Raw genomic sequence first — 13,166 nt, forward strand, 5'->3', positions numbered from 1 at the left:
TGATTAGCCATCGGTGCTGCCCTTTTTTCTAAAGGTGGCAGCAGATCAATGGTTGCCGCAGATGCCCGGCTCAGGGATTAGTAAAGCGTCAGTGAAAGGGTGGTCAATTTGCTCCGGCGGAAGTGGTCAATTTACTCCGGCGCGGGGTGGTCAGTTTGCTCCGGCGCCAGGTGGTCAACTTCCACCGGCGCAGGGTGGTCAATATCGCCGGCGTTTGCACTATCCAGCACATCTTCCAACCTGGTGCCCGCTATTACTACCACCGACCGCACCGACGCGCTCCGTGTTAAGTGGAGCTGGCCGGTAGCCGCCGGCCAAAACGCCACGCAGGTGGAGTGGGCTTGGGTGGAAAATGAAATGGCTTCGTATTATATGTCGGGCAGCACGCTCGACGAAGACCGCTTGTTCCGTCAGAACAGCACTCGACTTGATCTGCCCTACCTGCAGGATTCCTGCGACATACCGCTCCTGTACAGCGACACTGGGAAACTATATTTCCGTATTCGGCCCCTGCTGCGACGCAATGACGGCAACGTTGTGACCGGCCCCTGGTCTACACTGCAATATTTTGATTTTGCCGGGCATGCCGACTCACTGAATTGGCAAAGCACCACATCCTTCGCGGAAGGCGGGAAAATGAAATCGGTGGTTCAGTACTTCGACGGTACGCTCCGGAGCCGCCAAACCGTGACTAAGGACTACGAAACAGGTAACACCCTGGTGGGCGAGACGATTTATGACCTGCAGGGCCGCCCCAACCTACAAATACTGCCCACGCCCACAGCCACCAGCATATTGCGCTTTGCAAATGGCTTCAACCGTTTCGTTAATCCCAGCACCAGTTTGGCAATGGGCGCCGACGAAGACCCGGCCAAATACTTCGACCTCACTATTTCCGCTGTGAAGTGCGGTATAGGGCCTCGGCTGGATAGCACTTCCGGAAACGGCGCCTATTATTCAATACGAAATCCCTGGTTGGGTATCGAGCCGAATGCCGCCTTTGTGCCTAATGCACAAGGCTATGCCTATACGGAAACCCGCTATATGGACGACGCAACGCAGCGCGTAGAAGTCCAGGGCGGCGTCGGCATTGATCACCAGATCGGCAGCGGTCACGAAACCCGGTATTACTATGGCAAGCCCGGGCAACAGGAACTGGACGCCCTTTTCGGCACCGAGGTGGGCGACGCCACGCATTATTTCAAGAATATGGTGCAGGATGCAAACGGGCAAATGAGCGTCTCCTATGTCGACATGCACGGCCGGACCATTGCCACCGCGCTAGCCGGTGCCTCCGCAGTAAATGTCGACCTGGCCGATACTGCCTGGTACCCGCGCACCGACTCGACGGTGATCAACCCGCTCCTGACAGCTGCTTCCAATATCGTGCGTAACGGCGCCATCGAGTCGGTAAGCACGCTCCTGCTGCCCGGTACAACGTCCTGCAGCTTTACCTATTCGCTCAACTCTGGCATTTTCCAACAGGCAAGCTGCGCCGGCACGCCGGTCTGCTTCGACTGCAAGTATAACCTCGAGATCAGCATTCGCTCCGAAAGCTGCTCGAGCGACGAGCTCATCGTACGCCGCTACAACAACCTCCGGATCGTAGCCGCCGACTCGGCCTGCACCCGCAGCGCCCGCTTCACTGGCGACGGTCTTTCTGTCGAAGACTCGCTGATCCAGTTCACACAAACCCTCACCAAAGGCAGCTGGGTAATCCGTAAAACCCTTACTATCAACGATTCGGCGTGGCAGGCCCGCCGCGACAGCGCGCTCCAGGTATTCCTGTGCCGCAGCCGCCAGCAAATCTACGACTCCATACACACTGTGCTCGCTGCCCAGTGTGCGGCATCAGCCGACACCGCCGCCGTTTGCGACTCTTGCGTCGCCCACCTTGGCACCTTCTCCCGTTACCGCACCGAATATCTGCTCGGTATCGGCGCCGACACGCTTGACACGGGCCGTGATGCGGCTATCTATAGTCAGTACCGGACCGACTCACTCGCCTGCGTGACCGCTTGCGCCGTGCCGGCGCTGCAGCCCGTAATGAGCACCCTCGCCGGGCTCCGGCGGCAGTTGCTGGCCGATATGACGCCTTTTACCGGCCAGTATGCGCTCGACACCATACGCAATGCCTCAGGCATTGTGGACAGTAGCCGCATCGAGGCGCGCTGGAACATCTTCATCACCGCCACTGCCAACCCGAACTTCGCGCAGCGGCCTTTCTTCCGCTACCCCCGCACCGAAGCAGGCGTGGTAGATTACTACCGCGTCGACGATGGAAGCGTCGACGCCTCTATTCACGCGGCAGTTCCCGGCACGTCCACCCAGCTGCTCCAGACCGCTACTCCCTCGGAGTACGCGAACCTTTTCCAGCCTTACTGGAAGACGGCACTACTCGTATACCATCCCGAGTGGTCGCGACTGCGCTTCGCCGAAGATACCCTCTACCACGCCTACAACTGGATCGACACGCTGCGCAGCATAGACACCTGGACGGAGGCGTCCGCGCACCACTACGACGACCCCCTGCACTACGACCCCTACCTTACCGGCGCCTGGCACGGCGATCACGATTACGATACGCTTGCGCCTTGGTTCGCCACTGGTACCCGGCCTACGCTCTGGCAACTGGCCAACGCCTCAGTAAAATGCGCCGGGATGGCGCCGGGCGACTACCTAACCTGTCTCGGCACCCAAGCTACCTCCGGCCCCACGCTCTCCTTCACCGCTGCACAGAAAGACACCGCCTGGCAAAGCTTCCGCGAGCTCTACCTCAGCCGGCGCAATAACCTGCTTGCCCGCTACGTCAATGGGCGGCCCTATGGCCTCAGCGCCACTGACCGTGCCCAACTTATTGCCGACGGAAAAACAATGGCCTTTGCCGATCTGCCCGAGCTGGCTGCACAGAGCGGCTCCGGCGTCTCGGCCGGCCTGTTTACCGGGCTGATCCATGGTGACACCACCGGTACGGCGGCATATGCTGACAGCGTCGTAGCCGCGGAATCCTCATCGTGGTGTGCGGCGCAGCGACCCTTCTGGCGAGCGCGGCTGCTTCAGTGCGACACGCTCCGCCACCGCCTTGAGGCGGCCGGACCTTCCGACACGGTCTTTGTCAATACTATTATCGAATCAATCCTTGACGGCATGGAAGGCATTTGCCAGGCCACCTCGAGCCCGCAGTTCCCTGCCGGCGCAAGTACCCTGCCGCCAGGAAGTACGGGTTCGCCGGCCTCTTTTGAGGAAGTGATCAACCAGGTGCTCGGCAGCGCCGGCATCGCCACAGAGCCGGGTGGACACTATTTCTGCAATCCCTTCACCATCGATTACCCGAAGCCCTGGGGCGCCAATGTACCGGTGGCGGTGAATTATTCAAATACAATTGATAGTTGTGGTTGTCAGCGTTTTGAACAAATACGGGTCGAAGCACAAAAAGTAGGTGTTGATACCAGCAGTTTCCTTTCCATGAATCAGTATCTGTGGAACAACTATTCAGATACATTAAGTGCAATTCTCTGGACCGGGCTAAGGAAGTGCGGACAAGCTGCTTTCGATACTTGCGAAAGTGAACTCTTGTTGCCTATCAGCGAAGAAGAAATTTTGCCGCTGTCAAGCACGCAAAGCTCAACCAGCTCCGAGTCATCTTGTCCGGTGCCGGTTCTCAATGCTGATTTCGTCAACTTTAGTTCATATCAGAATCTGAAAGTATGGTATCAGACCGGGACAGTGGACTCCTGCAAACTGGTTGTGATAGATACGTCTGGTACGGTGCTACTGGAGCAGCTGGTTTCGCCCGGGACTGATTCCCTCTTATTGTCTGTCCCGAGTTGCATGCCCCGCATCGTTTTACTTTACTCGTACTGTGATGGAATTCCCACCACGGCCATAAAAGCTCCCGGAAATACATTTTCAACTGCTAGTGACTCTATATCGTTTCATGGCGTTCGGGTGCTTTCTGGAAGAGTGCCAGGACGCAGGACCCTTCGGGTATTCTTCGCAGTCCCTTCCCATCTATTACGTCCGGTAGTAATATTATCGCCCGACTTGGTCACAATGGAATATCACCAGGTCGCGAACACAGATACGGTTTTCAATATTGAGATTTCTACTGGGCAGTCCATTTACGTGATGATGGACGCCATAGATACCGTGAATGGTAATTGTCTTAGGCATATTACGCGTCGGGTAAGTATCGATTCGAATGTTCAACTGATATGCCGGCCAGCATTTAGCCCCATTACATTAGGTAGTTATGTGGCTATGCCGCCCTTCCTGGCCTGCGGCTATGTGAAGCCCTGCATCACCTGTGGGCGGCTGGATTCGCTTACTTCTGAATTTCACGCCTTATATCCTGCTTACAGTGCCGTACCCTATGCGGATGCCGCCTCGGCGGACGAAAATAGCCGCAATGCGCTCTGGGCGCGCTTCCTCAATTTCCGCACGGGACTTTCTAAGAACGCGCTGGATTACCTACGGGCAAAGGCGTACTGCGATACGCTCCACAACGCAGCAGCCACGGCTATCTGCGGATCCGATCGTCCCCTCAATGATACGACAGGCTATACCTACACCCCGCCGCCCTGCGAGGGAGCCGCCGTCCAAGCGGCGTTCCTGGCCGATTATTACTTCGCGCTGCAAAAGGATTCGCTGCTGCGGCGTTTTGATAGCCTCTACCAATCGGTATGCTACTCGGCCCGCACCCGCGAGCAATTCTCGGTGCGATACGTGCCCCAGGAGTACCACTACACCCTTTATTTTTACGATCAGGCGGGCAATCTGGTGCAGACATTGCCCCCTGCTGCCGTGCGTCCCAACTTCGGCTCAGTGTTTTTGAACGCAGTCAAGGCTGCGCGGGCCTCGGGAACAAGCTACCAGAACAATAGGCACCGGGTTTCCCTTGGCACACAATACCGCTACAACAGCCTCAATCAAGTGGTAGAACAACAAAGCCCCGATGGCGGACGAAGCCGTTTCTTTTATGATCGCCTTGGACGTTTGGCCGCCAGTCAGAACGCGAAGCAAGCCGAAGAAGGCAATTATAGCTATACCCTTTATGACTCGTTGGGTCGAATCACTGAAGTGGGGCAAATTGCCCGATCCAGCGACCCGGACAGCAGAGATACAGCGGCGCTGGCATCCTGGCTGAATGCTCCAACCGAACAAATTACGCATACGGTCTATGATACCGCATATCTGCCGTTGCAGTTAACGCTCGGCAGCCAGGCGGGGCTGTTTCAGCAAAACCTGCGGAACCGGGTTAGTTACACCTGGGTACGTATGATTGGAAATACTACCCGAAACGCTCCCTGGGAAAGTGCCACTTTCTACAGTTATGACATTCATGGAAATGTGGATACCCTGTTGCAGGACTATCGCGAGGGTATGGGTGCTATCAGTTGCACCGGCGATACCAGCACTCCCAGCGGTAACCGTTTCAAAAAAGTGGTTTATAACTACGATCTTATTTCGGGTAAGGTCAATTTGGTGTGCTACCAGCCCGGTCAGCGCGATGCGTTTTACCACCGGTATGGATATGATGCCGAAAACCGCCTCCGGATGGTGGAGACCAGCCGTGATTCGGTCTATTGGGAGCGCGATGCACAATACAGTTATTACCGGCACGGTCCACTGTCACGCACCATTCTGGGGCAGCTACAGGTGCAAGGGCTGGATTATACCTACACGATTCAAGGTTGGCTCAAAGGGGTAAACAGTACGGAGTTGAGCAACGGCTCGTTCGATATGGGAAGAGACGGCGCGCCCGGTACGGGCAGCCTGGTAGCCCGGGATGCTTTTGGCTTTGCCCTGTATTACTATAGCAACAGTTCAACGTTGCGCGATTATTGGGCAATCGGTGGCACGTCACCCTTTGCTCCGGCTTCTGTAAATGGTACCAATGGGACCTACACCAGTCTGTTCAACGGCAATATCGCCGCTATGGGGGTGAATTTGCCTAAAGTAGGCGGAGCTATGCTCTATGCGTACCGTTATGATCAATTGAACCGGATCGTTTCGATGACTCCTTTCAAGGGGATTACTGCAACCAACGCCTGGACAGGGACACCGACCCAAGATTACAAGGAAAGCGGTATCAGTTACGATCCCAGTGGTAATATCTTAAGTTATACACGCAATGGATCTGCGGCAGCCGGCACCGCGCTGCAAATGGATCAATTGACCTACAAGTATTACTATTACACAGCTTCGGGCGCCCGGAAGCAATACGATCCCAAAGCCGGGATTCCAGCTGATGCAGCCCGCCTTACCAACCAGCTGGCATCGGTAAAGGATGCTGTAAACAAAGACAACTACACAAAATGGGATGGGACGGAGGATGTGGACGAACAGCCTGATTCCAACTACACCTACGATGCCATTGGCAATATGGTCAAGAATAGGGGAGACTCGGTGCTGGAAGTGGGCTGGAACGTGTATGGCAAGATGACCTACCTGACCAAGTCAGTCAATGGCGTCAACCAGACGATCATTTACAAATACGACGCCTCCGGCAACCGGATCTCCAAGTCGGTAGGCAACGGCAAAACCACCTTCTATGTGCGGGATGCGCAAGGGAATGTACTGAGTACCTACGAGCGTAAGGATACGCTCCGCCAAACGGAGATCCACCTGTATGGTTCTTCGCGACTGGGCACGCTGCAGGTGAAACGGGATGTGCAGGATTGCCAGCCACCCGCGGTGCCCGATTCCTTCTCATTTGTCAGGGGCTGGAAGCAGTATGAGCTATCCAATCACCTGGGCAACGTCCTGGCCACGATTAGCGACCGGCACTTCGGAATAGACACTAATTCCAATAGTGTCACCGACTACTACCTGGCCGAGGTGATCACGGAGCAGGATTATTATCCCTTTGGCATGCAGATGCCGGGTCGGAAATACCCTGTTCCGGAGCCGCTTCCGCTGGCTGGCGCCGGGTCGCCTTCCTCGCCCATTGAGCTGTACCGCCACGGCTTTAAAACCCAGGTTTCGGGCAGCTCCCAGACCTACTCAGCTGCCCCCAACACGCTGAGCGCCTACCTGGACTCCTCAAAGTGGACGCTTTCCACCCCCGGCTATTCCGGTGTGTTCGTGAGCTATCCCTCACCCGTTACCTCGGGCCCCTCCATGGACTCGGCCCTTGGGTTTGCCGTCACCCCTACGGGCGGCGCCTCCATGACGCTCACCTTCCAGGTAAAGCCGGGCTATAGAGCTACCATCACCTCCTTTAGCTTCTACAACCGGAGTACGGCCGTGGATCCGCTGACCGACTCCACCACCGGCTACCGCTACTGGTACATGACCATCAACGGGGTCAACGTGGGCGGCGATACCCTCAACCGCTACTCGGTGCCGCTGCTCTCCACCGGCACCCGCATGCTGGACAATGCCCTCAGTGCGCTCACAGGCACCGTCACGGTCACCCTGCACTACTACCGCTCCGGCAACCCCAGCGGCACCCTGCGCATCGACAACTTTGTCCTCAATGGCTTTGTCCAGCAGATCCCCACCGGAAGCATGCCGATTACCAGCACAGAAGGAAAAGGATATAGATATGGGTTCAATGGCAAGGAGTACGACCCCGAAGTCTACGGCGAAGGAAACGAACAGGACTATGGTTTAAGAATCTATGATCCTAGGATAGGGAAATTCTTGAGTGAGGATCCACTATCATCGGAGTATCCTTGGTACACGCCATATCAATTTGCAGGTAATTGCCCAATAAAGTTCATTGATCTCGACGGTGGCGAACCAGAAGATAAGGTTTCGCAATTCTGGGCTGGGCAGCCTGTTATTGATATGCGAAACGCCCAAAATGTTTCAGGACTAAACTCCGCAGGCTTTCCAAGGGCCGCTAACTGGTTTTTTCGTCAACAACTTGCTGCAAAGCCAGAAATGTTTAGTCCATCTAACAGGATGCTTATAGAAAAAAATATAAGCAACCCAATAGCTGATGAAACATGGATAAAATTCAATCCAAGTCATGCCCCATACAAAGATCAAACTCTATGGCACCACCATATTGATGGGCAAGAAAACGCCGTTGCAATTCCAAAAGGATTGAATAGAGATAAGTTTAGTGAACTACACCCTTATTTAAAAGGAAAATCTATTAAAGGTCAGCGTGTGTCCGGATTTACAGGTGGAACTTTAAATATATTAGGTGGAGTTAGTCTTTTTTCAGGAGCGTTTTCGAAAGACCCCGATGCGTTTATTAATGCATTTGGCTTTGGTGAGCCCATTGTGGGAGACATTAAAAAAGACTGGCTGGAAACTGGATTGTATGTACAGATAACAAGAATTGTGGCACATTATATAAAAACGGTCGATCAAAAGGGTAAAGCTACCTATCAGTTGAAAAGTAAAACTGTCGAAGCAAATGTATATCGAAGCTATATTTGGAATGAGGACTCCAAAAAGTGGGAAGGTATTGATAAAGTCAGGACTTTGAAAGAAGAATGGCAATACGATGAAAAGGGGAACAGGAAAGAAGAGAAAAATAAGTTGAGCGAACGAGAGTCTGCGTAAATGAATTCTTATGACAGCTGAATATTTTGTAGGGCTCCTAGCTAAAATGGCACCTTCAAAAGAAGCCCTGACTTCTGTTGGCTTCGATTACCGTTTCGTAGAAATTATCTTGAAACGATATCGTTGCTCGAAACGATTAGTCCCTTTAAAGAAAAAATATTTAGAACGGAACGTACTAATTGAGCTTTTGTGCCATTATGATTGTAGCACTGTGATGATAGGGAATATTTCACTTGAAAGTCAATTATCTCAAGAAGGTATATTGATCAATGTGGGATCGGTAGAGGCTGATCAATTGATGATTAATGAAAAAACAGAAGAAATCATCTTGGTTGATCAGAGTAACTTCAATCATGTTATTTGCAAATGCGCTCAAGATGCTCAGTCCTTTCTAGAAGCTTTGCTGATTGTTTGTCAATTCCTAACTTATAAAATGTTAGAGCCGGGTCGCACAAATAACTCAAGCGTAAGTTCTTTATTCTTGGAAAGAAGTATTGAGGCTGCTGGCGGAAAAGATTATTATGACTTCTATTCAACAATGCTATAAAGGGTTTCCAACTAGTCCAACAAGATCTACATCGACAAACCCGGTTCAACAATCTACATCAAAACCTAATCCACAAAGTCCTGGCCCTAGTAGCTATGATAGGATAGTAACTTTATACTGAGGTGTAGGAAAGGGTTAGGCCCTGATTTGCAATTTATCTATTCCTTCGCTAAACAGGGAATTGCATTGCTTAAGGTTTAGTATTAATTAATGAAGGCGCACTTTGCGAGCGCCTTCATTAATTAATTAGATGAACCTTCAGAATTTGATTGCTTTGAGCGTAGTCAATTCTCTGCCATCTACCAAAAGCACAAATACAACCAACCCTTTGTCTGTTCCCATGCCGTTCAACTGCAATTGTCCTTCAGGCGAAGTAAAATTGATTGTTCGCAAGAGACGTCCATTTCCATCCCGCACCTGGATGGCCGCATTCTTAAATGCCTGCTCCAGCTTGTACTTGACAGTAATCGTATTGGAAAACGGATTGGGACTGACCTCGAGTGATCCCACGCCCACAACTTCGCTTTTGGGTGCATAAGCCTTTGCCTGCAGCAAGGCTTGCATCTGTGCCTTGAGCTCTGCTATCTCCTTTTTCAGTTCATGGATCTCTTCGGCCTGCTGGCGGCTTGTCTGGATATCCGATTTCAGAACGTACCCGTTCTGGTCAATTACCAGAATGTTACCATAACCATTCGGGAGGTCACGAAGTCGCACGCCGGAAGGGCGGTTGGCGTTTTCCAGTTCGCTGCTATAGGCACTAGCCTGTACATCAAGTCGGGCTGTGGCCATATCGCCCAACAAACGGGAAGGTATTCCTGTAGTGGCTGTCTTGATGGCCAAGCCCTCTTCGTCGGTAAGAAGGGTGTGTAGTTTGTTCCAGCCGATCATGAGCGAATTTTTCTCGGAATTCACGAGACTGCCGCCGCCAATATGAAAAGTGTTCGATGCTTTATTGGTAAGTCCAATTCCCAAGGCGGCTGAAGCGCCCGCGCCATCCAGAAGATTCCCATTGCCAATGGCCAGGCTGTTGGAACTGTTCTGAAGGATATTGCCTTCACCGCCGGTTATGTTATAGACACCATCCTCAATAAAGTGCTTGTTGCCAACCATCAGGTTGGTATGCTGCTTAGCCGAGTTGGCGCCGCAATAGGGCTCCAGGGAGAGGGACCCGGTCTGCAGCAGGCGCATCCAGTGCTGGTTGTTGGTTCGAAACCGCAGGTCGGCCGGGTTAAGGGTGCCCAGGAATTCCCAGCTGCAGGAGTCGGTGACCGAGTTGCCGCTCGTAAGCCAGGCGTTGGACGAACCAGATGAACTGTTTACCAGGATCACCTGGCCACCGGCATCCACACTAAGGGCTGTCCCGTTCGCCGGCGACAGGCTGATGGGCTGGGTAAAGCGCATGCCGGAGAGGCCAGACACTTGTGAATTGAGCTCAAAGGCTGCCGAGGGTGCGTTGGTGCCAATACCTACTTGCCCGGCTGCCGTCACCACCATTCGCTGCTGGTTGTTGGTACGGATGCGGAAGGCAGCACTGTTGATGGGCCCAATGAAGTGGTAGTTCTGGACATTGCTGTTACCGGTGAGGCTCCAGTTGCAGGTATCCTCGCAGTGGCAGTCGCGGACCGTTACCAGGACGGAGTCCGCCTTGGTGCAGCTGTCCTTGTGGATCTGCACCACATAGACGGTGGTAACGGCCGGCCACACATTCGGATTACTTACCGAAGTGCTGCTAATATTGTAGGCGGGCGACCACGAGTACCAGGTGCCGCCATTAGCCTGTAGGCGCAGGGTGTCGCCCCTGCAAATAGAGGTGTCGCGGATGGGTGTGTTGTGGATGACGGAGTCGGGGTTAGTGCATTGTGCATGCAGTTGGCCAAAGGAGAATAGAGCCCCGAGCGCGAATACGAGCGCCCGGATGGATGTCAATTTCATGACTGTCGATTTAGGTGGATAAGAATAGTGCCACAAGTGTGGCTGTCGCTGTAAGACTACCTATAAAAACCGACAGTGGGGGTATGGATAAATACGGAGAGGGCATCCGTAGTTACCGAAACTGCAAACACTTTGGGTGCTTTTATTTTGGCTATAACGTGCAATACTAAGGATGAACAAGAATGGGTACTTAATTGGGTATAATAGCTAAACGAAGTGACGGTGGCCAGTAGCCTGGCTATACCTGGAAGGTGAGGCTCATGGATGCGACTGCCGTAGGATTTGTGGCGAGCACTTTCAATCAGACTGATTACGCCTCGTATAAATGGCACAAGTATATGCACGGTGTGTTAGTATTCATAGACGCCAAGTACTTTGAAAGTATTCTATGACTTTATTGAAAGTCTCAATTGCTTCTTTTCTGAAATCTTTAAAAGTTTCCCTGATTTCTTCATCGTAGATTGCCAATAGACTATTATACTCCGGGTTATTTGTCAGCTTAGCTACCACCAAACCCTTCATACACCTAGTGTCACAGTTGCCACAGAAGTGAGCAGGAATACTATTATACGGCTTGCTGTTGATAAGGCTATCAATTTTTTCCAAACTATTGTATCGTTCAAAGAATGGCTTAGCTATTTCCAGATAATACTGATACAAAGTCTCCACAGCTGCTTCAATGTCTTCTTCAAATAAGAGCAATATAGTCAGCGTCTTAGGGATAACCTGCCTGCCATCAGGGCTGAATTTAAGTATTGCTATGTCTCCTCCGAGGGTCAGACGATTTCTTTGTTTGCCAATTATTCTTTCCAGCAAATCTTCGATTTGCCTCTCACTTATATACACTCGAACATTGATTGAAAAGTGATCACTCCAAGTTAACTGATCAATGCAAAAAAGATAAGTGTAATTTTCAATGGTACACTTAAATTCATTAGAGCTCTTATTATACACGAATCCATCCACCGATAACTTTAGAGCCAATTTCGCCGAGATTCTATCCTTTATTTCTTTTGAATTCAATGTCGAAATTTTCATAGTATCAGATATTCTTTTGCATTCTAATGTGCACCTTGCGCAACATTAGTTCTTTCTATCTTAATGGCATCAGGCCCTGCAGCAATTTTTTGCGGCTGTGCTTCAGGTGCCCTTCCTGACCCTTTGAAGATTCCGCCATATTTGTTTATTTGCTTTTGAGCTCTAGTTAAGTCACCCAAACCATCTTTCGCATCTACCAACTTAACAATCTGTCCTGTATTTCTATTGTACACAGCAAAATCTGGTGTGGCATATTTTCCAGAACTTCCATCACCTATATAAATCCTTGGCTTTTCTAAAATCAACTCATCAGGCCCTAAATTAGACGTTAATTTCTCCCTTACTATCGCTTCAGATGTTAGTGAATTAGCGTTATTAACTACAAGAACATTTCGTTTGCTTGCAAAGTTTGTCTCTTCAATAGTAGTTGCCTGTAACGCAGGTTTATTAGCTGGAGCTTTAATGTTTGAAGTTGAGTTGAGGGCCCTCCTTGTACTATTTATTTCTGCTTCAAGAGCGTTCGTGCCGTAAGCTCCTAAGACCTTTACAAATCTAGTACCGGACACATACATAATACCATCAGCCATTGCATCTTGTACGGCTCCAGATCGTCCCCTTCTATCTATAGGGTTCCCTTCGATGTCTTTAGCTCTCGCAATCTTCGAAATATGATCGGCGGCAATATAGAGTGGATTAAATTTTTGGTTGACATTTCTTGCAGCTTGAACCCATCTTTTCTTACTGGTCAGATCATCCCAAATACCAACAAGCCAATCTTTAGTCTCAGCGACAGGATCGCCTTCTAGTCCATCAAGGTCGATGCATTTTACTGGTGAGTTACTGGCAAACTGATAGGAAGTTAGCGCTGGAAAATCCTTGCCTATTGGATCCACGCTCAGGAACTTACCTATTCTTGGATCATAAATCCGCATTCCATAGTCCTGTTCGTTTCCTTCGCCGTACACTTCCGGATCGTACTCCTTGCCATTGAACCCATATCTATATCCTTTTCCTTCTGTGCTGGTAATCGGCATGCTTCCGGTGGGGATCTGCTGGACAAAGCCATTGAGGACAAAGTTGTCGATGCGCAGGGTGCCGCTGGGGTTGCCGGAGCGGTAGTAGTGCA

Annotated in this window: 5 protein-coding genes; 2 read left to right on the top strand and 3 right to left on the bottom strand. The window is 51.4% G+C overall.

Annotated elements, in window-relative coordinates; all coding sequences use genetic code 11:
- The first annotated feature begins 330 nt into the window (after nt 1–330).
- Both E0486_RS17550 and E0486_RS17555 read left to right on the top strand, forming a co-directional pair.
- Nucleotides 331–8,523 (top strand): RHS repeat-associated core domain-containing protein, encoded by an 8,193-nt coding sequence (locus E0486_RS17550; RefSeq protein ID WP_165917401.1) that lies wholly within the window; start codon nt 331–333, stop codon nt 8,521–8,523.
- A 10-nt stretch (nt 8,524–8,533) separates the two neighbouring features.
- Entirely contained in the window at nt 8,534–9,070 is a 537-nt protein-coding gene (locus E0486_RS17555) for a hypothetical protein (RefSeq protein ID WP_131854216.1), read from the top strand.
- 258 nt (nt 9,071–9,328) lie between these two features.
- Here E0486_RS17555 and E0486_RS17560 read toward each other — a convergent pair whose 3' ends face one another.
- The 3 genes from E0486_RS17560 to E0486_RS17570 form a co-directional block, all read right to left on the bottom strand.
- Nucleotides 9,329–11,002 carry a T9SS type A sorting domain-containing protein gene (locus tag E0486_RS17560; protein WP_131854218.1) on the bottom strand — a complete coding sequence of 558 codons (1,674 nt, stop codon included), beginning with the start codon at nt 11,000–11,002 and terminating at the stop codon, nt 9,329–9,331.
- Nucleotides 11,003–11,359: 357 nt separating this feature from the next.
- Nucleotides 11,360–12,040 carry a hypothetical protein gene (locus E0486_RS17565; RefSeq protein ID WP_131854220.1) on the bottom strand — a complete coding sequence of 227 codons (681 nt, stop codon included), beginning with the start codon at nt 12,038–12,040 and terminating at the stop codon, nt 11,360–11,362.
- Between the two features lie 23 nt (nt 12,041–12,063).
- Nucleotides 12,064–13,166: RHS repeat-associated core domain-containing protein (locus E0486_RS17570; protein ID WP_317129426.1), on the bottom strand; the 1,103-nt coding region annotated here is incomplete at its 5' end.

Source organism: Flaviaesturariibacter aridisoli (assembly GCF_004343705.1).
GTDB classification, from domain to species: domain Bacteria; phylum Bacteroidota; class Bacteroidia; order Chitinophagales; family Chitinophagaceae; genus Flavisolibacter; species Flavisolibacter aridisoli.